Origin of the sequence: Rhizomonospora bruguierae, from assembly GCF_018397995.1 — a bacterium.
GTDB classification, from domain to species: Bacteria; Actinomycetota; Actinomycetes; order Mycobacteriales; family Micromonosporaceae; genus Rhizomonospora; species Rhizomonospora bruguierae.
The window spans coordinates 55566-76734 of the sequence record NZ_BBQH01000021.1 but is presented as its reverse complement, the minus strand read 5'-3'; the positions used below and the strand labels follow the sequence as shown (position 1 = coordinate 76734).

The following is a 21169-nucleotide window of genomic DNA, read 5'->3' as shown; positions in this document are numbered from 1 at the left end:
CCGTCACCAGCCCTTCGCCATGCTCGTGCCGAGCCGCTCCGCGCGCGCGGCCCGCAGCCGGAAGATCGCCTTCACCAGGGCGGGCGCGGCGATGAAGATGACGATCAGCGCCTGGAGCACCGTGACCAACTCCAGCGAGATGCTCGAGTACGACTGCATCCGGTTGCCGCCCGCCTGGAGCGCGCCGAACAGCAGCGCGGCCAGCGCCACGCCCCACGGCTTCACCCGGCCGAGCAGCGCCACCAGGATGCCGTCGAAGCCGATCTGCGCCGCGACCAGCGGGGTCAGCGCGGTCGCCGTGCTGCCCAGCACCATGTTCGCGCCGCCCAGCCCGGCCAGCGCGCCGGCCACCGCCATCAGGATCACGTACGTGCGGGTCACGCTGATCCCGGCGGTACGGGCCGCGTCCGGGTTGGCGCCCACGGCACGCAGTTCGAAACCGATCGTGGACCGGTTGAGCAGCCACGCCACGGCCCAGGTGGCCAGGACGGCCAGGACGATGCCGGCGTGCACCCGCAGGTCGCCGCCGAGCAGGTGGGGCAGCTGGGCGGAGGACCGCACCGGGCGGCTGATCGCGTCCGTCCGGCTCGGCTCGTGCACCCCGTTCTGCACGATGATCCAGGTCAGGAAGTACAGCGCAACGTAGTTGAGCATGATCGTCGTGATGACCTCGTGGGCGCCGGTGCGCGCCTTGAGGATGCCGGGCACGAAGCCCCAGGCCGCGCCGCCGAGGGCGCCCGCGATCAGCGCCACCAGCAGGTGGATCACCGGCGGCAGCGGGATCAGGAAGCCGGCCAGCGCGGCGAGGATCACGCCGACCGTGGCCTGGCCCTGCGCGCCGATGTTGAACAGGCCGCCGCGGAAGGCCAGCGCCACCGACAGGCCGGTGAAGACCAGCGGCGCCGCGTAGGTGAGCGTCTCCGAGATCGGCGCGAGCACCGCCTGCCAGCCGTTCTCCCCGTGCAGCCAGCCGGAGACCGTCGCCGGGTCCAGGATCGCGCCCTTGAACAGGTTCGCGTAGGCGTCCGCGACCAGGTCCCAGCTCGCGGTCAGGGCGTCCGACGGCCGGGCGAAGAAGTAGGTGTACGTGTCGAGCACGTCCGGGTCGGAGACGATGATCAGGATGCCACCGATGACGATGGCCAGCACGATCGCCAGCACCGTCACGGTCACCGTGTTCGCCGCCCACAGCGACCGCAGGAAGTGCCCGGCGAACGACTCGCGCTCCTCGGGCGGGTTCTGCTCCGGCGGCCGTCGGCCGGGTGCCGCTTGGGTGTCGGTGGTCATGCCTCGTCCCTATCCGGCGTACCGCCCGCCATCAGCAGGCCGATCTCCTCACGCGGGGTGGCCGGGTCCACGATGGCGAGGATCCGGCCCCGGTACATCACGGCGACCCGGTCCGCCAGGCTGAGCACCTCGTCCAGTTCGCTGGAGACCAGCAGCACGGCCGTGCCCACGTCCCGCTCGTGCACGATCTGGCGGTGGATGAACTCGATCGACCCGACGTCCACGCCCCGGGTCGGCTGGGCGGCGATGAACAGCTTCAGCGGCCGGGACATCTCCCGGGCCACGATCACCTTCTGCTGGTTGCCGCCGGAGAGCGTGCCGACCGCGGCCTGCTCGGAGGAGGTGCGCACGTCGAACTGCTCGATCCGGGCCCGGGCCGCCTTGTTGATCTCGTCCGGGTACAGCGCCAGGCCCTTGCCGAACGGCGGCCGGTCGTACAGGTCCAGCACCAGGTTCTCGGCGACGGTGAACTCCTTCACCACGCCGTCCACGCTGCGGTTCTCCGGCACGTAGCCGACGCCGGCGCGCAGCACCCGCTTGGTCGGCCAGCCGTCGATCCGCTCGCCGGCCAGGCTGATCTCGCCGTCCAGCGCCAGCCGCAGGCCCATGACCGCCTCGACCAGCTCGGTCTGCCCGTTGCCCTGCACCCCGGCGATGCCGAGCACCTCGCCGGCCCGGACGGTCAGGTCGACCCCGGCCACGGCGCGGATCCCGCGGTCGTCGTCCACGACCAGGCCGCGCACCTCCAGCACGGGCGCGCCCGGGGTGGCCGCCTCCTTGCTGACGGTCAGCTGCACCGAGCGGCCCACCATCATCGCGGCCAACTCGTCGCGGCTGGTATCCGGCGACGCGCTGCCGACCGTGCGGCCGCGCCGGACCACCGTGATCCGGTCCGCGATCGCCTGCACCTCGCCCAGCTTGTGCGTGATGAACACGATCGACTTGCCGGCCACCTTGAGCGCGCGCATGACCTCCAGCAACTCGTCCGTCTCCTGCGGGGTGAGCACCGCGGTCGGCTCGTCCAGGATCAGCAGGTCGACCTCGCGGGTCAGCGCCTTGATGATCTCGACGCGCTGCTGCACGCCGACCGGCAGGTCCTCGATCCGGGCGTCCGGGTCGACCCGCAGGCCGTAGCGCTCGGACACCTCGGCCACCTCGCGGCGGGCCCGGCGCCGGTCCAGCACACCGCCCGTCAGCCAGGGGGCACCGCCGCGGACCTTCTCCGCGCCGAGCATCACGTTCTCGGCCACCGTGAACACGGGCACGAGCATGAAGTGCTGGTGGACCATGCCGATGCCGGCCGCGATCGCGTCGCTCGGCCCCCTGATCTGCAGCGGGCGCCCGTCCACCAGGATCTCGCCGGAGTCCGGCTGGAGCAGCCCGTACAGGATGTTCATCAGCGTGGACTTGCCGGCGCCGTTCTCGCCGAGCAGGGCGTGGATCTCGCCCGGCTCGACCGTCAGGTCGATGTGATCGTTGGCCACCAGGTCGCCGAAGCGCTTGGTGATGCCGCGCAGTTCGAGTCTCAGGGCGGTCTCCAGGGTGGCGACAGGTGCCCGGCCGCCGCGCTGCGCGCGACGGCCGGGATCGGTGCTGCGGCTGAGCCGGCTACTGGGGCTGCGCCGCCGAGGTCACCTTCACGGTACCCGCGATGATGTCCTGCTTGAGCTTGTCGACCTCGGCCTTCAGCTCGGCCGGAACCTTGCTGTCGAAGTCGTGGTACGGGGCGATCGAGACGCCGTTGTTCTCCAGCGTGCCGATGGTGCCCTGGTCGGCGGTGAGCTTGCTGCCGCCGGCCGCCTTGAGCAGGGCGTCCTTGACCGCGTCCGGGATGTTCTTGACCACCGTGGTGATCAGCGCGGGGCAGTTCGGCGTGCTCTCGCAGCCGTCGACGTCCACCCAGATGGCCGAGTACTTGCCGCCCGAGTTCTGCGCCGCCGCCGTGGTGCCCTGACCGGCGCCGCCGGCCACCGGCATGATGATGTCCGCACCCTGGGCGACCAGCGTGTCGCTGACCTTCTTGCCCTCGTCCTGCTTGACGAAGTCGTTGGTGAAGGAGCCGTTCTGGGTCGCCTTGTTCCAGCCGAGCACCTGGACGTTCTTGCTCTTCTGCTGGTTGTAGTACGCGACGCCGTCGGCGAAGCCGTCCATGAAGATGGTCACCGGAGCGATCTTCATGCCGCCGTAGGTGGCCACCTTGCCCGACTTCGTCATGCCCGCCGCCACGTACCCGGCGAGGAACGCCGCCTGCGCGGTGTCGAACTGCATCGGGAAGACGTTGCTCTCCGCCACCTTCCCGTCGACGAGCGCGAACTGCTGGTCCGGGTTCGCCTGCGCGATCTTGCTGGTGGCGTCCTCCATCAGGCCGCCAACGGCCAGGATGAAGTCGCACTTCTGGTTCACGAACTGCGTCAGGTTCGGCGTGTAGTCCGCCTCGGCCTTGGACGACACGTTCCGGATCTCGATGTTCGAGTTGGCCGCCTTGGCCGCCTCCATGCCCTTCCAGGCGGAGGTGTTGAACGACTTGTCGTCGATACCGCCGACGTCGGTCACCATGCAGCCGGTGAACTTCTTGGCGGCCGGCGACGTGCCGCCACCCTCCTCGGGAGCCTTACCGCACGCGGCGGCGCCCAGCACCAGTCCACCTGCCGCGAGAACCGCGACGGCCCGCATCCCACGCACTGGGCGCAAGACGGTCTCCTTCCCCATTCACTCCGCCGACCTGGCGGGGCGTCTCAACGCCCGCGAGCGTATCCCCGCCCCGACCAGGCGGCCGACAATCATGCACGGTTGTTTAACGGCCGTTACGTCGTCGTGATCGAGGCACCGCGCGGCCGTTCGAATCCCAACCCTAACGGGGTCGATGCGGCTTTCGCACCTTTCCCGCGGTCAGCGCCAGAAGGTCGCGATGGCGGCGTTGACCAGGGTCAGCGCGATGATCGCCAGGAAGTGTCCCCGGTTGACCGCCTCCCGGCGCCGGGAGAAGAACACCATCGCCCCGATCATGAGCGTGATCACCAACTTGACGCCGAGCTTGACCGGGTTGGGCTCCTGGCCCTCCGGCCGGATCGGCGCCGCGAGCGCCAGGCCGGTCACGATCTGGATGCCGGCGCCGTACAGCATCGCCAGGTTGATCCGCAGCCGCCCGCTGAGGTACTGCGCGACCGCGCCACCAAGCAGCAGGGCAAACCCAACAAGGTGGGCATACCGGAGCACGAGCCGTAGAGTTTCCACGGATCCCGATGATGCCCTATCGCCGCCGGCCGGCGAGCCACCCCCGCACCCCGAGCACGCCGATCGCCGTCCCGATCGCCAACGACCCCGCGATCAGCGCGGCGTGCACCCAGAGGAACGCCGTCGGGGCGCCCCTGCCGGACACGCCATCGGACCAGGCCCGGCCGTCGTCCCAGATCGCCACGGCGAAGCGGGGCCAGATCAGCCAGGTCCACACACCGACCAGGACCAGGAAAGCCGCCCACCGGCGGGAGAGCACCACGCCCGCAGTATGCCCGATTCACTCCGGCCACCCGTCGGGCGACGCCCGGCTCGGTGGCGCCCGCGGGTCCCGGTACGGACCCGGCCGGAAAACGGCGGATCCGTACCGGGATCGATACCCGCCGGATCAGGCGGCGGCCGGGACGGACTCGGCCGGGGTGCCGGCCGGGGCGGGTTCCCGGCGGGCCAGGGTGGCCCGGCCGGCGAGCACCAGGAGCAGGCCGATCGCCGCGTACCCGCCGAGCACCGCGGCGGCGAGCCCACCACCCGCGCCGTTGAAGTACGCGGTGGAGCGCAGCAGCGTCCCGCCCGCCCCGATGGGCAGCCACTGGCCGACCGTGCCCCACGGCCGCGGAAGCAGTTCCGGCGCGGCGGAGATGGCGGAGAGCGGGTTCGCGACCAGGAACGTCACCAGGGCACCGAGCGGGATGCCGGGGTAGCCGAGCAGGGCGGCCAGGCCGGTGATGGTGGCCGCGGTGGCCAGGGCGAACAGGGCGAGGGCGCCGGAGACCGCCAGGTACCCGCCGGGGACGACGCCGAGCCAGGACTGGAGGATCAGCGCGCCGACCAGGCCGGCGCCCACCGCGTACCCGATGAGGCCGGTGAGGCGGGCGGCGCGGGAGCGCACGGCGAGGGCGATGGCGATGCCGGCGACGAGGCCGGTCAGGGCCAGCGGCAGGAAGCCGGCGGCGAAGGCGGCGCCGCGCGGGTCGGCCGGGTCGGTGGGCACCACGTCGGTGACCGGCACCGGTCGCCCGGCGGCCTGCGACGCGGCCTGGCCGAGCATGGTCGCGACGGTGGGGCTGGCGGCGGAGGCGGTGTGCAGGGCGGGGCCGTCCGGGCCGAAGATGAACGCCCCGTACGCCTCGCGGTCGCGCAGGGCGGCGTCGGCGGCGGCCGCGTCCGGCACGGCAGTGATCTTGAGGAAGGGCGGCAGGGCCGCGGCCGCCTCGGACGGGCCGGCCACGACGACCGGCAGGTCGCGGGGTTCCAGGTGGGCGGCGGGCGCGGCGAACAGCGGTACCAGCAGCGCCTGGAGCAGGACCACGCCGAGGCCGACCAGGGCGGCCATGGCCAGCGGGTGGGGCCGGGGGCGTCGGGCCATCACGGACTCCTTAAAGCGAACGCTCGTTTTTTATAGGGTGCGCGGGCACCCGCGGCGGTGTCAAGAAGCGAACGTTCGTTTTAGGATGGGACGCGTGCCGCGCGTCTCCGAGAGCCACCGCGCCGCCCGGCGGGAGCAAATCCTGGCCGCCGGGCGCCGCTGCTTCACCCGCAACGGGTTCCACGCCACCTCCATGCAGGACGTGATCGCCGAGGCGGGGTTGTCGATCGGGGCGGTGTACCGGTATTTCGGGAGCAAGCAGGAACTCGTCACGGCGATCGCCGAGGACGTGATCGGCGGCGCGGACGGGGTGCTCGCCGGGCTGGCGCGCGAACATCCGGACACCGGGCTGGCCGAGGTGCTGGAGCACGCGCTGGAATTCGTCGACGCGGAGAGCGGGCCGGACGGCGCGCTGCGGGTGGCCGTCCAGGTGTGGGCCGAGGCGATGCGGGACGAGTCCCTGGCCGCGTTCGTGAAGGACGTCTACAGCCGGTTCCGCGGGCACTTCGTCGGCTTCGCGCGGCGGGCCGTGGCCAGCGGCGAGTTGCCACCGGACGCCGACCCCGAGGCGGTCGCCTCGGTGCTGTTCGGCCTGCTGCCGGGGTACGCCTTGCAGCGCATCCTGACCGGCGGGCCGGACCGGGCGACGTTCCTGGCCGGGGTGCGCTCGCTGATCGGTTTGCAGCTCCGGTAACGGGAGGTTCGACCATCGTCCGCATGAACATCGGCGAGCTGGCGCGGCGGACCGGGCTGTCGGTCAAGACGGTCCGGTACTACTCCGATCTCGGGTTGGTGCCCGAGGCGGGCCGCACGCACGCGGGGCACCGGCGGTACGACGCCGGGGCCACGCTGCGCCTGGACTTCGTCCGCGGCCTGCGCGAGCTGGGGCTGGACCTGGCGACGATCCGCCGCGTGCTGGACCGGGAGGCGGACCTGCGCCGCGTCGCCGCCCGGCACGCGGACGCGATCGACGCCCAGATCCGGGTGCTGCGCGTGCAGCGGGCGGTCCTGCGCGCCCTGTCCCGCCGGGACCCCACACCGGACGAGGTGGAACGCATGAACCGCATCGCACAGGCGACGGCCGACGAGCGCCGCCGCATCATCACCGAGTTTCTCGACGGCATCTTCGCCGGCATCCCGGTCGACCCGCAGTTCGAGGCCATGCAGCGCTCGGCCGTCGAAGGGCTGCCCGAGGAGCCGACCGGGGCGCAGATCGACGCCTGGATCGAACTGGCCGACCTGGTCCAGGACCAGGGCTTCCGGGAGCTGCTGCGCCGGATGGGCCGGGAATCCTTCGGCCCGCCGGAAGCACCGAAGAGGCCGGCGGCCAACCAGGAGACCGACCGGCTGGTCACCGAGCGGGTCGGCCCGGCGGTGGCCGCCGGGATTGACCCGGCCGGCCCGGCGGCGGGCGCGATCCTGGATGACCTGCTGCCGGCGATGGCGGCCGCCGGCGGCGCGCAGGACGGCCCCGGGTACCGCCGCGAGATGCTGGCCGGCCTGGAACTGGGCGCCGACCCGCGCCCAGAGCGGTACTGGCAGCTCCTGGCGGTGCTCAAGGGCTGGCCGCAGTGGCCGGCCAAGACGGTCAACTACGCCTGGCTACGCGACGCGCTGCGCTCCCGGGTCTAGGCTCCCGCGGCCAGCACCCAGACCTGGAAGGTCGGCCCGTCACCGGGCAGCGGCGTCCCCGGCACCAGGTCGGGGACGCCGCCGTAGACGTTGGTGCCGGCGCCGGTACCCAGGTCCACGGGTGTGCCCGGGGCGCGGCGGGCGAGCACGAGCACCGCCTCGTCCCGGGGGGCGCGGACGAACGCGATCGCGTCGTCGTCGGCGTGCAGCCAGCGCAGGCCGGGGTGGCGCAGCGCGGGCAGCCGCCGGCGCAACGCGATCAGCTTCCGGTAGTGGTTCAGCGTGGTCCCGTCCCACTCACCCGGGCGGCGCCACGGCATCGGCGTGCGCGAGCCTTCGCCGTTCACGCCGGTCAGGCCCAGCTCGTCGCCGGCGAACACCATCGGGGTGCCGGGGAGCGTGAACAGCAGGCCCGCGGCGACCCCGGCGCGGGCGCGGTATGGGTGCTGTTCGGTGCGCCACGAGGGGGACGCGTTGCCGGCAACGTTAGCAAGATGTTGCAGTATTTGGAATTGCTTGCAGGAATCCGTGCAAGTCTTTACCGGTCCGATACAGTGCCGAGAATGCGCGCGCGACTCTCGGACATCGCCCAGCAGGCCCAGGTGAGCGAGGCGACAGTGTCCCGCGTCCTCAACGACCGGCCCGGCGTCTCCGCCGACACCCGGCAGGCCGTGCTGACCGCCCTGGACGTGCTCGGCTACGAGCGCCCGGCCCGGCTGCGCAAGCGCAGCGCCGGCCTGGTCGGCCTGATCACCCCCGAGCTGGAGAACCCGATCTTCCCGGCGTTCGCCCAGGTGATCGAGTCGGCGCTGGCCCAGGAGGGCTTCACCCCGGTGCTGTGCACCCAGACGCCCGGCGGGGTGCCCGAGGACGAGTACGTGGAGATGCTGCTGGACCGCCAGGTCGCGGGCATCCTCTTCGTCTCCGGCCTGCACGCGGACACCACCGCCGACCCCGCCCGGTACCACCGGCTGATCGGCCGGCCGCTGCCGATCGTGCTGCTGAACGGCTACGTCCCCGGGGTGGACGCGCCGTTCTTCTCGTGCGACGACCAGAGCGCCGGCGAACTGGCCGTCGGCCACCTGGTGGCGCTCGGCCACCGCCGGATCGGCCTGGTCACCGGGCCGGAGCGGTACACGCCCGTGCAGCGGAAGATCGCCGGGTACCGCGCCGCGATGGCCCGCCTGCTGGGCACCGCGACCGCCGAGTTCGCCGACCTGGAGTCGCTGTCGCTGTTCGGTGTGGAGGGTGGGCAGGCGGCCGCCGCCCGGCTGCTCGACCGCGGCGCCACCGGCCTGGTCTGCGGCTCCGACCTGATGGCGCTGGGCGCGATCCGGGCCGCCCGGCAGCGCGGGCTCTCGGTGCCCGGGGACGTCTCGGTGGTCGGCTTCGACGACTCGCCGCTGATCGCGTTCACCGACCCGCCCCTCACGACCCTGCGGCAGCCGGTGATCCCGATGGCGGTGGCCGCCGTGCGGGCCCTGGTCGACGAGATCAACGGGCACCCGGCGCCGCGCAGCGAGTATCTGTTCCGGCCCGAGCTCGTCGTGCGGGGCTCGACCGGCACCGTGCACGGCGGCCCCGCGGTCGGCTCCCCCGGCGGCTCCGCGAACAGCTCCGCGCCCGCCTGGAACATGATCTCCGCCACGGCGCCGCCCGTCTCCGCCTGAGCACCCGCGTCGGCACGGACCGTAGCTGCTTGACTCTTGCAGTTCTTGCAGCAATGCTGCAAGGCCGTAGCCGACGAAGGGCCAGATCCGTATGACAGACAGCCTGTGGTGGCGCTCCGCCGCCGTCTACCAGGTCTACGTGCGCAGCTTCGCCGACTGCGACGGGGACGGGATCGGCGACCTGGCCGGCATCCGCAGCCGCCTGCCGTACCTGCGCGACCTCGGCGTCGACGCGCTGTGGCTGACCCCGTTCTACGCCTCGCCGATGGTCGACGGCGGGTACGACGTGGCGGACTACCGCCGCGTCGACCCGGCCTTCGGGGACCTCGACGACTTCGACGCGATGATCGCCGACGCGCACGCCGCCGGCCTGCGGATCATCGTGGACGTCGTGCCCAACCACACCTCCAGCGCCCACCCGTGGTTCCTCGCGGCGCTCGCCGCGGCGCCCGGCAGCACGGAGCGGGAGCGGTACCTCTTCCGGGACGGGCGCGGCCCGGACGGCGCCGAACCGCCGAACGACTGGCAGTCGATCTTCGGCGGCCCGGCCTGGACCCGGGTCGAGGACGGCCAGTGGTACCTGCACCTGTTCGACCCCGCGCAGCCCGACCTGAACTGGCGCAACCCCGAGGTGCGCGCCGAGTTCGAGGACGTCCTCCGGTTCTGGCTGGACCGCGGCGTCGACGGTTTCCGGATCGACGTGGCACACGGGATGATCAAGGCCGAGGGCCTGCCCGACGTGGGTCCGGTCCCGGGCGGCCGGCAGATCGGCCTGCTCGGCAAGGCCCGGCTCCCCTACTTCGACCAGGACGAGGTGCACGAGATCTACCGGGCCTGGCGGCCCATCCTCGACTCGTACCCCGGCGACCGGATGGCCGTGGCCGAGGCGTGGGCCGAGACGCCCCAGCGCCTGGCCCGCTACATCGGCCCCGACGAGTTGCACCAGGCGTTCAACTTCGACTTCCTGGACGCCACCTTCACCGCGGACTCGTTCCGCAAGGTCATCGACGGGTCGCTGGCCGAGGCGGACCTGGTCGGGGCGCCCACCACGTGGGTGCTGTCCAACCACGACAAGCCCCGGCACGTCACCCGGTACGGCGACGGCCCCGCCGGCCTGCACCGGGCCCGCGCCGCCGCCCTGCTCATGCTGGCCCTGCCCGGCTCCGCGTACCTGTACCAGGGCGAGGAACTGGGCCTGCCCGAGGTCCTCGACCTGCCCGACGAGTGCCGCCAGGACCCGGCGTTCCCGCGCACCGGCGAGAGCCGGGACGGCTGCCGGGTACCCGTGCCGTGGAGCGGCACCGCCCCGCCGTTCGGCTTCGGCCCCGAGGGCGGCGCACCGGCCTGGCTGCCCGCGCCGGCGACCTGGCGCGAGTACACCGTCGAGGCGCAGACCGGCGACCCGGGCTCCACCCTCGAGCTGTACCGAGCGGCCCTGCGCGTCCGACGCGACCAGCCCGCCCTGCGCGACGGGACCCTCCGCTGGCTGGAGGCGGAGCCCGATGTGCTGGCCTTCGTCCGGGAAGGGGATGATGGATCCGCGATCGCCTGCGTCGTGAATCTCTCCGGCGCCCCGGTGACCGTTCCCGTGGCCGGCCGCCCCCTCGTCGCCAGCGCGCCGCTCGACGCAAGTGGATCAGTGACGCACGCCACACCGGCCGTTCTGGCGCCGGAGACGGCCGTTTGGCTGGAACTATCCAGTGTTGGGTAACACAACCGTCAAGACCGAGTAACAGTTTCGTCGTTACCCGTGGTTAAGTTATACGGCGTGGCCGAGGAGCGGGCGTGGCGCCTCGGCCCGGCCCCTTGTGGTGGGGGGTGTGCCCCGCGGGCAGCGGGGACGCGTAGGTGCCCCCGGACCTTCGGGTCCGGGGGCATCACCGTTTTCGGTGGCCGACCCGCTCAGCGCTGGCCGAGCAGGCCGACCCGCTCAGCGCTAGACGAGTAGTTCCGAACCCGGTCAGTGGCCGTAGGCGATCAGGGATCAGGTGACGGGGCTGTGGTCTTGTTGGTTGCCAGATCGCGGCGGTCATGGCCAGGAGGCATTGGGCGACTCGTACGGCGACGCCGGCGATGGTGAGTGCGCCGTGTTGTTCCAGGTCGAGTTGGCATTTGAGGGTGTCGTCGACCGACTCGATGAGCTGGCGGACCTTCTTGAGCGTCAGTTCGCCGTAGCGAGCCTTCTCCCGTTTACGTGATGGGTGGAGCAGTTCGATGCCCTGCTTGGCCAGTTGCCGCTCAAAAGATTTGGAGGCGAAGCCTCTGTCTGAGGGCCAGGTCCTGGATCGTCTTCTTGATCAACGGCAGGGCGGCACGTAGTCGTTTGTTGTAGCCCGGCCGCTGGTGCAGGTAGGGGAACAGTCCGTGCAGGTGAATGCGGCGTAGCGGATCCAGCGTGCCACTGAGCGGGCGCGGAGCAGGACTTCTGCCACGGCCAGGCAGACAAGTTCGGAGTCGGTCAGCCGGGGTGGCCTGCCCCGCCACCGGGCGTGCGGATGGCGCGCTCGATCTTCACGTAGAGTGCGGCCAAGAGGCGTCCGAATCTTGCGTCACAACACGATCTTGAACGCCCTCTCTTCGTGCCCAGACATCGACCCCTGACATCGGAGCTACTCGTCTAGTCGAATGGGACAACGGTGGTTCGGCTGGGACAGGTGACGCTTTCCGTGCCCGTGGGACCCCGGGCGGTGTCTGGAGAGTCGCGATAACGACAAAATCCCGGTAGCGAGGGGAGGTGAGGGACGGACACCGATATTCTCCGGTACTGTCCGACGCACAGTCCGGAGATGCATATCGATGTTCCGAACGGTGAGTACCACGAACGCAGCCATCGGGTGTTACGCCGGAACCGAGGTCATCGCGCCGACCCGATGGAACGGAGGTACGACGAGCGAGTCTATCTCGGCCCCGTACTGCACCCAGTCAGAGTTCGCGGGCAAGCGGATGGCGACCGAGGCGGGTCAGGAGTGGACCAAGCGGAGCGCCAGGGCCCAGACCTTTGCCGCCGGAGCCAACGTCGGGCCGATCAATGTTAGCGCCACCAGCGGCTACTCATCTAACGTCGACATTTACTGGAAGTTCAGTCGTGCCAGCCAACTGTGCGGCAACACTGACATGCCCCTGTACGCCAAACTTGTGTACTCGAACATCTAGCGGATTCTGGATGAACACTTTGCTGAGACGGTTGGCTGGCAGTCGCCGAGCCTGGTTGCTTAGCGGTCTGATCCTGGTACTGCTGGCCGGGGTCGCATGGTGGTTCGGCCGTCCGGTGCCCCGGACCGGAGGTCCGCTCAGCATGGGTGACATCACCTACAGCTCAATGGTGTGCGCTTCTGGCACGTCCTGCACCAGCGCCGACGCCATGCTGAGAAATGACGGCGACGCGGACATCGTGGTTCGGTCGATCGAATTGCTCGGTGTCTCCAATGCAGCCGTAGGCGTCGGCCAACCGCAGCTCTACGTGCCCATCCCGGAATTAGTCGGTTCTACCAAAACCGGCTACCCACCGCCAGTTGCGCTTGCCGCCAATCTTCTTCCGGTCAAGGGGACGCGTATGCCCTCGAAACCGGGGCACCGTGGCCGGGATTTGCAAATCCTGATACCGATCCGGCCCACCGTGGCCGGACAGTACTGGTGGCACGGATACCGGGTTCGCTACAGCTCCAGCGGCATCGAGTACGTCGTAACCCAACCGAGCTGGGTTACCGTCTGCGTCGACCAGGTTGGCGTGAACGAGGGCACCTGCACTGCGCAACGCCCCGACGACGAATCGTAGAAAACGAGGGCTCCGGAGCACGCCCGGGCCCTCGTGCGGGTCGTCCTCCGGGTGGTCGCCCGACTGCTGCACGCCCAGCGGCACGAGCGGGTCATCTCCATCTCACACCAAGCACACCCTTGAACCGCGGCGCTAACAGAGCAGGCAGGCCGTTCAGTGCTGGCTGAGTAGGCGGTTGGAGATGCGTGCGAAGCCCGCCCGGATCTCCTCGGGGTCGGGCGGTTCGGTCGGCGCCATCCGCGCCGCGGCCGCGTCCCCGAACTCCTCCTCGTCGTCCTCCAGGTCGTCCGGCCCGGCCGCGTCGCTGACGTCGTCGCCGATCTCGTCCTCCTCGGCCGCCGCCTCGGCCTCCGCCTGCTGGGCCGCCGCGATCTCCCCCCGAATGTCGTCCACCGTCGTGTGCGGCAGCAGCGGCTCCACCACCGCCATCAGGTCCTCGTCCGCCACCACCGAACCGGCCAGCGCCAGCGCGTGCGGTCGCTCGTAGGGCCCGCACACCACGGGCTCCCACTCCTCCTCGTCCGACAGCGGCCCGAACGTGATGATCCACGGCATCGTCCCCAGCGGCGACTCGGCCGCGAGGTCCAAGGTCACTAAAGCCCCCACGGGCTCAATCATCGCGGCCCCGCCCGGACAGCGCGGGCTAATGCCGCTTTCCACCCGTTCAGGCCCGGCCGGTGGCCGTCAGGAGGGCTTGGGCTTGCGGCGGAGGCGGAGGGAGCGCACGTCGCCGACCCGGCCGTGCCGGCTGGTGGCGGCCAGGGCGGTGCCGAACAGCAGGAGCTGGCTGAACAGGTACAGGTAGAGCAGGATGCCGACCGCGCCGGTCACCACCGTGTACGCGGGGTTCCGCTCGGTGCGGATCACGTAGTAGCGGCCGAACGTGTTCAGGACGGTGATGCCCAGGGCGACCGTGATCACCGGCGTGAGCAGCCGGCGGGGTGGCATCACGAGGCGCGGGACGGCGGTCATCAGGGACAGCGCGACGATCATGTTGACCACGATGGTGAGGATCGTGCTGAGCGCCATCAGGGTGGTGCCGACCGGTCCGGTGGTGCCGAAGACCCAGGCCAGAAAGGATTCCAGGGCGTCGACCGCGACCACCGAGATGAACAGCAGCAGCAGCACGAACACCAGGACGCCCAGGTCCACGAAGCGGCGGATGATCGGGTGACCGGGCCCCGGGTCGAGCTGGTGGATCAGGCGCTGGGAGGAGCGGAGCGACTCGATCCAGCCGATGCCGGTGAGCACGAGCGCGAGCAGGCCGACCAGGCCGATGGCGCCGCGGCTGCTCTGGATCTGGGCGGGGTCGAGGAAGGGCAGGTTCTGGCGCAGGAAGTGATCGACGGCGGCGAACAGGTTCAGGTTGAACTCGAGGAGGAAGCCGAGCCCGGCGTAGGCGAGCAGGCCGATGGCGAAGACCGCGAAGAAGCCGTAGTAGGCGATGGCGGCGGCCAGCCGGCCCCCACCGGCGTCCTGGTAGCGCACCCCGGCGAGCCAGATGTGGTCGAAGCCCTTCCAGCGCCGGCGGGTCGCGTAGAGGCCGTCCTCCACGCCGGTCACGATCCGCCCGAGCGGGTTCACGGGCTCAGCCGGCGAGCTTGAAGTCCCGGCGGGGCTGCCAGCGCCCGTCGCCGCCGTGCAGGAACAGCGTGAAGCCGTCGACCCGGAACCGGGCCGAGAAGTCGGCCAGTTCGTCGAAGACGGCGTCCAGGGCGGCGGGGGGAACGTCCTGGGCCACGGTCACGTGGGGGTGGTAGGGGAAGCGGGCCTCGCGGCGCAGTTCGGGGGCGGCGCCGATGGCGGCGGCGAGCAGTTCGCACTCGCTGATGCCGGCGGCGACCGCGACGAAGACCACCTCGGTGACCGGCCTGAAGGTGCCGGTCCCGCGCAGGTGCAGCACGTACGGCGGGAACAGGGCGGCCACCTGGAGCAGATGCTGCTCGATCCGGGACAGGTCCTCCGGGTCCACCTCGGTGGGGCCGAGCAGGGTGAGGTGCGCGGGCACGTAGGCGGCCTGGGGGTCGCCGGCCCGGGCGCGCTGCTCGTTGAGCAGTGCGCCCCACGGCTCGGGTACGTCGATGGCCACCCCGATCCGGGTCGGGGTGCCGGGTGCCGGCACGCCTCAGCCCCGGGGCGGCGACAGGAAGCCGACCCGCTCGTAGACGGTCCGCAGGGTGGCGGCGGCGATCACGCGCGCCTTCTCCGCGCCGATCGCGAGCAGCTTGTCGAGCTGGGCCGGGTCGTCCAGGTACCCGCGGGTGCGCTCCTGGATCGGGCGGACGACATCGGCGACCACCTCGGCGAGCGCCTTCTTCAGGTCGCCGTACCCCTTGCCCTCGTACGCGGCGACCAGCTCGTCGATGCTGCGACCGGAGAGGGCCGAGTAGATCGTGAGCAGGTTGCTGACGCCGGCCTTGTGCTCCGGGTCGAAGATGATCTCGCGCCCGGTGTCGGTGACCGCGGAGCGGATCTTCTTCGCCGACCGGGCCGGGTCGTCCAGCAGCTCGATGATGCCGGCCGGTGAGGACGCCGACTTGGACATCTTCGCGGTCGGGTCCTGGAGGTCGGTGATCTTCGCGGTCTCCCGGACGATGTACGGGGCCGGCATGGTGAACGTCTGGCCGAACTGGCCGTTGAACCGCTGCGCCAGATCCCGGGTCAGCTCCAGGTGCTGGCGCTGGTCCTCGCCCACCGGCACCGCGTCCGCCTGGTACAGCAGGATGTCCGCCGCCTGGAGAATCGGGTAGGTGAACAGGCCGACCGAGGCCCGTTCGGTGCCGCCCCTGGTGCTCTTGTCCTTGAACTGGGTCATCCGGCTGGCCTCACCGAAGCCGGTGATGCAGCCCAGCACCCAGGCCAGCTGCGCGTGCTCCGCCACCTGCGACTGGACGAACAGGGTGCACCGCTCCGGGTCCAGCCCGACGGCGAGCAGCTGGGCGGCGCTGATCCGGCTCCGCTGGCGCAGCTGCGCGGGGTCGTGCCCGGCGGTGATCGCGTGCAGGTCGACCACGCAGTAGATGGTGTCGTGGGTGTCCTGCAACGCCACCCAGTTGCGCACCGCCCCGAGGTAATTGCCGAGATGGAACGAGGCACCGGTCGGCTGGATGCCGGAGAACACTCGGGGGCGGCCGGCCGGCGCGGTGCCGTCCTGCGTGGCGTCGGACATGCCGGCCATTCTGACAGCTACCTCCCGGCCGCGCCGAACAGACCCTGCGCAATGGAACCCGTGCCGGTGGTGGTGACTCATAGGGTGGGACGGAGCGAGCCAGGTGGGCGGTGAGAGATGCGGGACGGCGCGCTGGGCGAGCTGTACTCGGCCTGCTACCGCCGGCTGGTGACCCAGGTGTACGCGTTCACCACCGACCTCACCGAGGCGCAGGACGCGGTCCAGGAGGCGTTCGCCCGCGCCGTGGCGCGACCGGGCGCCCTGGCCGACGTGGCGAACCCGGAGGCGTGGCTGCGGACCGTGGCGCTGAACGTGGTCCGGCGGCGCTGGCGGCGCCGCCGGCTGCTGGACACGATCCTGCTGCGGGACCGCCCGGTGGCCCGCGTGGTGGAGCCGCCGCCCGGCCCGGAGCGCGCCGACGTGCGGGACGCGCTGGCCGCCATCCCGGGGCCGTTCCGCGAGGTGGTGGTCCTGCACTACTTCGCGGACCTCCCGGTGGACGAGATCGCCGCGCTGCTGGGTGTGCCGCCCGGCACCGTCAAGTCCCGCCTGTCCCGCGCCCGCACCGCCCTCGCCGCCCACCTGGGCGACTACCCGGAGCCGACCGGCCCGGCGAGGACCGCGAAGGAGGCCAGCCGTGGCTGACACGGACCTGGACGAGCGGCTGGCCCGGGGCCGGGCCGCGCTGCTGGACGCGATCGAGCAGCCGCCGCTGGAGCGGGTCCGGAGCCGGGGCCGGGCGCTGCGCCGGCGGCGCCGGACGGCGATGGCGGGGGCGGCTGCCGCCGTGGTCGCGCTCGGCGTACTCACCGCGCAGCCGTGGGGCGGTCCGGCGCCGGGACGCCCGGGCGAAACGCCGCCGGCCGTCCCGCACGTCACCGTGTACAGCGGCTCCGGCGTCACGGTGAGCGGCCTGGAGATCCCGGTGGCCCAGGTGCCGGACCTGCCGGGCACCGCGGTCGACGCGCAGTTCCCGGACGCCGACCACGGCTTCGTGCTCACCGGGTGCGGCTGCCGGGACGGCTTCGCCCGCACCGGCGACGGCGGCCGCACCTGGACCCGGTACCGGCTGCCGGCCACCGATCTCACCCAGGTGGTCGCCTTCGACGACCGGAACCTGCTGGTCACCGGGGGCCAGCGGGATTACGGCAGCGCCGACGGCGGCGCGACCTGGCACCCCGCCGAGCGGCTGCACGACCGGTTGCTCAACGGCGCCGGCGAGGGCGAGGTGCTGCGCCTGACCCCGGCACGGGACCGGATCGCGGTCTGGGGGCGGGCTGGCGTGCTGGGATCGCTGGCGCACCAGCCGGAGGGGATGACCGTCATCTGGGTGGCCCCCGTCGCGACCGCTACCGGCGCCTGGTGGGTCGGCGGGCGCACCGCCGCCGGCCGCCCGGCCGTGGCGGTGACCACGGACCGGGGCCGGACCTGGACGACCACGCCACTCAGCGGCGGCGGCGCGACCACGGTCCAGGTCAGCACGCTCGGGTCGCACGTGTACGCGGCGGTGCTGAACGGGCAGCGTCAGCTCCTGGCCGTCTACCACTCGGCGGACGGCGGCCGCAGGTTCACCCGCACGGGCCCGACCGGGGCCGCACCGCGGCTGGCCGGCGAACTGGTGCCGCTGCTGGACGGGCGCCTGCTGCTCACCACGACCGGGCACGAGTGGTGGGTCAGCGGCGACGACGGGGTCACCTTCGCCCGCACCGGCGGCGACCTACCCAGCGTCGGCCGGCTCGCCCGCACCGGGGCCGGCTACCTGGCGTACGAGCTGTTCAGCGGGGACGCGGGCTGGCTCGCCGCGTCCACCGACGGCACCGCCTGGCGCAAGCTCCAGATCCGCTGACCGGGCCGCCCTCGACGGCTGGGCGGGCACGGCGACGGTCACCGACGGGTGCAGGGCCACCCGGGCGATGCGCCGACCGTCCAGTTCGAGCACCCGCAGCACCCAGCCCATCGGCTCGCCGCCCGGCACCGGTACCTCGTCGCCGGCGACCGGCAGCCGGCCGAGCGCGGCCATCACGAAGCCGCCGACCGTCTCATAGGGACCGTCCGGCAGGGAGAGTCCGGTCTGCTCGGCGAAGTCGGTGCGGTTGAGCCGACCGTCCAGTTCGGCCGGATGGGACGGCCCGGGCGGCGGCTCCGGCGGGCGGGCCCCGTCGCGCACCTCGCCGACCAGCTCCTCGACCAGGTCCTCCAGCGTCACGATGCCGGCGGTGCCGCCGTACTCGTCCACCACCAGGGCCAGGTGCTGCCCCTCGCGGCGCATCTCGGAGAGCGCGGCGAGCACCCGCTTGCTCCCCGGCAGCCGCTTGATCTCGCGAGTCACGTCGGCGACCGTGGTGCGCCGGTCGTTGGGCGGGCGGTGCAGCAGGTCCCGCAGCCAGACCAGCCCGATCACGTCGTCCGTGGTGCCGTCGACCACCGGGAAACGGGTGTGCCAGTGCGCCCGGGCCAGGTCGGCGGCGTGCTCCAGGCTCAGCCCGGCGGCCAGGAACGTCACGTCCGGCCGGGGCACCATCACCTCGCGGATCAGCCGGCTGCCGGCCGCCAGCACCTCGGCGATGATCCGGCGCTCGTCCCGGTCCAGCACGGTGTTGGCGGCGACCAGGTCGCGCAGGTCCGCCTCGCTGATCCGCTCCCGGCCGGCGGCCGGGCCCGCGCGCAGCAGCGCGCTGGTCGCGTCGGCGACGCGGACCACGACCCGGGCCAGGGCGCGCGCGACGGGACCCGGCCGCCCGCGACGGGCGGGCGGCTGCGGCGGGCGGCGCTTCCACCTCCCCGGCGGGGTGCTCCGCCGGGGCCCGGCGGCGCCGGGATCCTGCATGCAGAGAATGGTAAACAGGCCGGGCGCGTAGCCTGGCCGCAACCGAAGCCGAGGAGGCCCTGAGTGAAACTGCTCGTCACCGGTGGCGCCGGTTACGTCGGCAGCGTCGTGACCCGCCTGCTGCTGGACGCCGGCCACCAGGTCGTGGTGCTGGACAACCTGGTCACGGGGCACGAGCGGGCGGTGCCGCAGGGCGCCACGCTGGTCCGGGCGCCGGTCCAGGAGGCGGCCACCGTGCTCACCCCGGACGCGGGCTTCGACGGCGTGGTGCACTTCGCCGGGCTGATCGCGGCCGGCGAGTCGATGGTCCGGCCGGAGGTGTACTGGCACGAGAACATGACCGCCTCGCTGGCCCTGCTGGACGCGATGCGCGCCGCGGGCGTGCGCCGGCTGGTGTTCTCCTCCAGCGCGGCGGTGTACGGCGACCCGGTCGAGGTGCCCATCCCCGAGACGGCCGCCACCGCGCCCACCAGCACCTACGGCGCCACCAAGCTGGCCTTCGACTACGCGATCCGCTCCGAGACGGTGGCGCACAAGCTCGCCGCCGTGTCGCTGCGGTACTTCAATGTGGCCGGTGCGCTGATCCGGCCGGACGTGCGGATCGGTGAGCGGCACGACCCGGAGACGCACCTGATCCCGATCGCCCTCCAGGTGGCCGCCGGCAAGCGGGCCAGGCTCCAGTTGTTCGGGGACGACTACCCCACCTCGGACGGCACCTGCGTGCGGGACTACATCCACGTCGCCGACCTGGCCGACGCGCACCTGCGGGCGCTGGACGCCGCCACCCCCGGCGACCACCGCATCTACAACCTGGGCAGCGGCTCCGGCTTCACCAACAAGCAGGTGGTCGACGTGGTCCGGGAGGTCACCGGCCACCCGGTACCGGTGGAGCTGGCGCCCCGGCGCCCCGGCGACCCGGCGGCGCTGGTCGCCTCGTCCGCGAAGGCCGAGGCCGAGTTGGGCTGGGTGCGCAACCGGCCGACGCTGCGGGACATGGTCGAGGATGCCTGGACCTTCATGCGGGACGAGACCGTCATGCGAGAAGAGCCGGCATGACCGGCGTCGCGGAGCGGGCGGCCGCGGCGTTCGCCGAGCGGTACGGCGAGCCGCCGGCCGGCGTGTGGGCGGCGCCGGGGCGGGTCAACCTGATCGGCGAGCACACCGACTACAACAACGGCTTCGTGCTGCCGTTCGCGCTGCCCGCCCGGACGGCGGTGGCGGCGGGGCGGGCGGGCGAGGGCTGGGCCGCGTGGTCGGAGCACGCCGGCGGCGAGCCCGTCCGGTTCGGCGTCGATGACCTGACCCCCGGCGCGGTCCAGGAGTGGGCGGCGTACGTGGCGGGCGTGGTGTGGTCGCTGCGAAAGAACGGGCACCGCCCGCCCGGCGCCCGGCTCGCGATCGCCTCGGACGTGCCGACCGGCGCCGGGCTGTCCTCCTCCGCCGCGCTGGAATGCGCGGTGCTCACCGCCCTCAACGACCTCGGTGACCTCGGCATCCCCGAGGCGGCCCGGCCGGCGCTGGCGCAGCGGGCGGAGAACGACTACGTCGGCGTGCCCTGCGGGATCATGGACCAGACCGCGTCGGTGCGCTGCCGCTCCGGGCACGCCCTGCTGATCGACTGCGGGCGGGACGAGGTCGAGCAGGTCCCGTTCGACCCGGCGGCCGAGGGGTTGGCGATGCTGGTCATCGACAGCCGGGCACCGCACCAGTTGGTCAGCGGGGAGTACGCGACGCGCCGGAAGGCGTGCGAGGCGGGCGCCGCCGCGCTGGGGCTGCCCAGCCTGCGGGAGGTCGGCGACCTCGACGCCGCCCTGGCCCGCCTGGACGACGAGGTGATCCGGCGCCGGGTCCGGCACGTGGTGACCGAGAACCAGCGGGTCCTGGCCGCGGTGGCCGCCCTGCGCGCCGGCCGGATCCGGGCGATCGGCCCGCTGCTGACCGCGTCGCACGCCTCGATGCGGGAGGACTTCGAGATCACCGTGCCGGAGGTCGACACGGCGGTGGAGACGGCGCTGGTGGCCGGGGCGCACGGGGCCCGGATGACCGGCGGCGGCTTCGGGGGCTGCGTGATCGCCCTGGTGGAATCGGGTGCCGCCGGGGCGGTCGGGGAGGCGGTCCGGGAGGAGTTCGCCCGCCGCGGTTTCCGCCCGCCCGCCCCGTTCGTCACCGTTCCGGGCGCCGGAGCAGAACGAATCGGTTGAATCACCGT

At 72.3% G+C, this 21169-nt stretch carries 21 protein-coding genes and 2 pseudogenes; 10 read left to right on the top strand and 13 right to left on the bottom strand.

The genetic code is table 11. The annotated features are described in order from the left end of the window. Window positions 1-3: 3 nt before the first annotated feature. The 6 genes from KJS59_RS12320 to KJS59_RS31760 all read right to left on the bottom strand — a co-directional run bounded on the left by KJS59_RS12320 (window position 4) and on the right by KJS59_RS31760 (window position 5887). On the bottom strand, window positions 4-1287 hold the full coding sequence (locus KJS59_RS12320) for an ABC transporter permease (protein WP_213452983.1): 1284 nt from the start codon (window positions 1285-1287) through the stop codon (window positions 4-6). After that, window positions 1284-2771, bottom strand: coding sequence for an ABC transporter ATP-binding protein (locus tag KJS59_RS12315; RefSeq protein ID WP_307852673.1), 1488 nt, complete (start codon window positions 2769-2771; stop codon window positions 1284-1286). The genes KJS59_RS12320 and KJS59_RS12315 overlap by 4 nt, the downstream gene beginning before the upstream one ends. A 124-nt stretch (window positions 2772-2895) precedes the next feature. After that, window positions 2896-3960 carry a BMP family lipoprotein gene (locus KJS59_RS12310; protein WP_213453040.1) on the bottom strand — a complete coding sequence of 355 codons (1065 nt, stop codon included), beginning with the start codon at window positions 3958-3960 and terminating at the stop codon, window positions 2896-2898. 216 nt (window positions 3961-4176) lie between these two features. Next, window positions 4177-4521: a hypothetical protein gene (locus KJS59_RS12305; protein ID WP_213452982.1), complete on the bottom strand. Its 345-nt coding sequence runs from the start codon at window positions 4519-4521 to the stop codon at window positions 4177-4179. Between the two features lie 16 nt (window positions 4522-4537). Further along, window positions 4538-4783, bottom strand: coding sequence for an SCO4848 family membrane protein (locus tag KJS59_RS12300; RefSeq protein WP_213452981.1), 246 nt, complete (start codon window positions 4781-4783; stop codon window positions 4538-4540). Window positions 4784-4909: 126 nt separating this feature from the next. After that, on the bottom strand, window positions 4910-5887 hold the full coding sequence (locus tag KJS59_RS31760; RefSeq protein ID WP_213452980.1) for a hypothetical protein: 978 nt from the start codon (window positions 5885-5887) through the stop codon (window positions 4910-4912). Between the two features lie 94 nt (window positions 5888-5981). Between KJS59_RS31760 and KJS59_RS12290 the strand changes: the two genes are divergently transcribed. Beyond that, window positions 5982-6581, top strand: a complete 600-nt coding sequence (locus KJS59_RS12290; RefSeq protein WP_213452979.1) for a TetR/AcrR family transcriptional regulator — start codon at window positions 5982-5984, stop codon at window positions 6579-6581. 23 nt (window positions 6582-6604) lie between these two features. After that, window positions 6605-7519 carry a MerR family transcriptional regulator gene (locus tag KJS59_RS12285; protein WP_213452978.1) on the top strand — a complete coding sequence of 305 codons (915 nt, stop codon included), beginning with the start codon at window positions 6605-6607 and terminating at the stop codon, window positions 7517-7519. Here the strand turns inward: KJS59_RS12285 and KJS59_RS12280 are convergent. After that, on the bottom strand, window positions 7516-7902 hold the full coding sequence (locus KJS59_RS12280; RefSeq protein WP_213452977.1) for a DUF3459 domain-containing protein: 387 nt from the start codon (window positions 7900-7902) through the stop codon (window positions 7516-7518). The genes KJS59_RS12285 and KJS59_RS12280 overlap by 4 nt on opposite strands. A 180-nt stretch (window positions 7903-8082) precedes the next feature. Here KJS59_RS12280 and KJS59_RS12275 point away from each other — a divergent pair, with 180 nt between their 5' ends. Both KJS59_RS12275 and KJS59_RS12270 read left to right on the top strand, forming a co-directional pair. Beyond that, window positions 8083-9189 (top strand): LacI family DNA-binding transcriptional regulator, encoded by a 1107-nt coding sequence (locus KJS59_RS12275; RefSeq protein ID WP_213452976.1) that lies wholly within the window; start codon window positions 8083-8085, stop codon window positions 9187-9189. Between the two features lie 91 nt (window positions 9190-9280). Further along, the gene (locus tag KJS59_RS12270) at window positions 9281-10900 is read left to right on the top strand and encodes a glycoside hydrolase family 13 protein (RefSeq protein WP_213452975.1); all 1620 of its coding nucleotides are present in this window, start codon (window positions 9281-9283) and stop codon (window positions 10898-10900) included. Between the two features lie 273 nt (window positions 10901-11173). Here the strand turns inward: KJS59_RS12270 and KJS59_RS32490 are convergent. After that, window positions 11174-11742, bottom strand: a pseudogene (locus KJS59_RS32490) (transposase). A 255-nt stretch (window positions 11743-11997) separates the two neighbouring features. Here KJS59_RS32490 and KJS59_RS12265 point away from each other — a divergent pair. Together KJS59_RS12265 and KJS59_RS12260 are read left to right on the top strand one after the other, a co-directional pair. Then, entirely contained in the window at window positions 11998-12342 is a 345-nt protein-coding gene (locus tag KJS59_RS12265) for a hypothetical protein (RefSeq protein ID WP_213452974.1), read from the top strand. A 142-nt stretch (window positions 12343-12484) separates the two neighbouring features. Beyond that, window positions 12485-12964, top strand: a complete 480-nt coding sequence (locus tag KJS59_RS12260) for a hypothetical protein (protein WP_213452973.1) — start codon at window positions 12485-12487, stop codon at window positions 12962-12964. Window positions 12965-13117: 153 nt separating this feature from the next. On the opposite strand, the gene KJS59_RS12255 is transcribed toward KJS59_RS12260, so the two are convergent. From KJS59_RS12255 to trpS, 4 genes are all read right to left on the bottom strand, one after another. Beyond that, window positions 13118-13570 (bottom strand): hypothetical protein, encoded by a 453-nt coding sequence (locus KJS59_RS12255; RefSeq protein WP_213452972.1) that lies wholly within the window; start codon window positions 13568-13570, stop codon window positions 13118-13120. Window positions 13571-13648: 78 nt separating this feature from the next. Further along, window positions 13649-14548 (bottom strand): YihY/virulence factor BrkB family protein, encoded by a 900-nt coding sequence (locus KJS59_RS12250; protein WP_213452971.1) that lies wholly within the window; start codon window positions 14546-14548, stop codon window positions 13649-13651. A gap of 4 nt (window positions 14549-14552) precedes the next feature. Further along, window positions 14553-15086: a 2'-5' RNA ligase family protein gene (locus tag KJS59_RS12245; RefSeq protein ID WP_213452970.1), complete on the bottom strand. Its 534-nt coding sequence runs from the start codon at window positions 15084-15086 to the stop codon at window positions 14553-14555. Window positions 15087-15089: 3 nt separating this feature from the next. Then, on the bottom strand, window positions 15090-16133 hold the full coding sequence (gene trpS / locus KJS59_RS12240) for a tryptophan--tRNA ligase (protein WP_213452969.1): 1044 nt from the start codon (window positions 16131-16133) through the stop codon (window positions 15090-15092). Between the two features lie 117 nt (window positions 16134-16250). Between trpS and KJS59_RS12235 the strand changes: the two genes are divergently transcribed. Both KJS59_RS12235 and KJS59_RS32015 read left to right on the top strand, forming a co-directional pair. After that, on the top strand, window positions 16251-16778 hold the full coding sequence (locus KJS59_RS12235) for an RNA polymerase sigma factor (protein ID WP_213452968.1): 528 nt from the start codon (window positions 16251-16253) through the stop codon (window positions 16776-16778). Beyond that, on the top strand, window positions 16771-17979 hold the full coding sequence (locus tag KJS59_RS32015) for a WD40/YVTN/BNR-like repeat-containing protein (protein ID WP_306345163.1): 1209 nt from the start codon (window positions 16771-16773) through the stop codon (window positions 17977-17979). The genes KJS59_RS12235 and KJS59_RS32015 overlap by 8 nt, the downstream gene beginning before the upstream one ends. On the opposite strand, the pseudogene KJS59_RS12230 reads toward KJS59_RS32015, so the two are convergent. Then, a pseudogene (locus tag KJS59_RS12230) lies at window positions 17923-18846 on the bottom strand (hemolysin family protein); the annotation flags it as partial. The gene KJS59_RS32015 and the pseudogene KJS59_RS12230 overlap by 57 nt on opposite strands. A 177-nt stretch (window positions 18847-19023) precedes the next feature. Between KJS59_RS12230 and galE the strand changes: the two are divergent. Both galE and galK read left to right on the top strand, forming a co-directional pair. Next, window positions 19024-20016 (top strand): UDP-glucose 4-epimerase GalE, encoded by a 993-nt coding sequence (gene galE / locus KJS59_RS12225; RefSeq protein WP_213452966.1) that lies wholly within the window; start codon window positions 19024-19026, stop codon window positions 20014-20016. Beyond that, window positions 20013-21161: a galactokinase gene (gene galK, locus KJS59_RS12220; protein ID WP_213452965.1), complete on the top strand. Its 1149-nt coding sequence runs from the start codon at window positions 20013-20015 to the stop codon at window positions 21159-21161. The genes galE and galK overlap by 4 nt, the downstream gene beginning before the upstream one ends. Window positions 21162-21169 lie beyond the last annotated feature (8 nt).

Bases quoted from the DNA above. Each gene is read 5' to 3' on its own strand.
- KJS59_RS12320 (WP_213452983.1), bottom strand. From the start codon at position 1,287: ATGACCACCGACACCCAAGCGGCACCCGGCCGACGGCCGCCGGAGCAG.
- KJS59_RS12310 (WP_213453040.1), bottom strand. From the start codon at position 3,960: ATGCGGGCCGTCGCGGTTCTCGCGGCAGGTGGACTGGTGCTGGGCGCC.
- KJS59_RS31760 (WP_213452980.1), bottom strand. From the start codon at position 5,887: ATGGCCCGACGCCCCCGGCCCCACCCGCTGGCCATGGCCGCCCTGGTC.
- KJS59_RS12285 (WP_213452978.1), top strand. From the start codon at position 6,605: ATGAACATCGGCGAGCTGGCGCGGCGGACCGGGCTGTCGGTCAAGACG.
- KJS59_RS12280 (WP_213452977.1), bottom strand. From the start codon at position 7,902: ATGGTGTTCGCCGGCGACGAGCTGGGCCTGACCGGCGTGAACGGCGAA.
- KJS59_RS12275 (WP_213452976.1), top strand. From the start codon at position 8,083: ATGCGCGCGCGACTCTCGGACATCGCCCAGCAGGCCCAGGTGAGCGAG.
- KJS59_RS12270 (WP_213452975.1), top strand. From the start codon at position 9,281: ATGACAGACAGCCTGTGGTGGCGCTCCGCCGCCGTCTACCAGGTCTAC.
- KJS59_RS12260 (WP_213452973.1), top strand. From the start codon at position 12,485: ATGGGTGACATCACCTACAGCTCAATGGTGTGCGCTTCTGGCACGTCC.
- trpS (WP_213452969.1), bottom strand. From the start codon at position 16,133: ATGTCCGACGCCACGCAGGACGGCACCGCGCCGGCCGGCCGCCCCCGA.
- KJS59_RS12235 (WP_213452968.1), top strand. From the start codon at position 16,251: ATGCGGGACGGCGCGCTGGGCGAGCTGTACTCGGCCTGCTACCGCCGG.
- galK (WP_213452965.1), top strand. From the start codon at position 20,013: ATGACCGGCGTCGCGGAGCGGGCGGCCGCGGCGTTCGCCGAGCGGTAC.